Source organism: Thermococcus sp. M36, assembly GCF_012027355.1.
Lineage (GTDB): Archaea > Methanobacteriota_B > Thermococci > Thermococcales > Thermococcaceae > Thermococcus.
Genome location: NZ_SNUH01000195.1, coordinates 1 through 452 on the forward strand (window position 1 = coordinate 1; position 452 = coordinate 452).

1 protein-coding gene is annotated in these 452 nt (G+C 35.8%); it reads right to left on the bottom strand.

The features are described from left to right. Position 1: 1 nt before the first annotated feature. Positions 2–452: thioredoxin family protein (locus E3E36_RS11950; protein ID WP_167895591.1), on the bottom strand; the 451-nt coding region annotated here is incomplete at its 5' end.

Here is a 452-nt window from a genome sequence, read left to right on the forward strand (position 1 = left end):
GTTAATTGCTTTCATTCTTTAAAAACCTTACTCGTATTGCGTTTTCATCGGTGGCAGAAAGAGAAGTAGTTTGTTTTAATACTTTAATAAAGTGTTCCACTTCAGGTTTGTTGGCAGGGCAGCCTACGTTTATTCCTTCGGAGTCTACAAATTTTCCTTCTTGTCGCATTTGAGAATCGGCTAACAGTTCTCCGCTTTTATTCAATATAAACCATGCAGGTATTCCTTGTTTATCTGCATGGTATTTTTTTAAAATTACTTCGGCTCCGGCATTATTGAGTTTTTGTTTCTCTCCCGCTTCATAAACGGTAATATGCGTAATAATAAAATTCTTTTGAAAATAATTTTTGCAGGAAGCATCGTTCATGCTGCTATCCATTTTATGGCACCAGCCACACCATGAAGCATGAAAAATGATGAATGCTTTTTTATTTTGTTCACCGGCTTCTTTA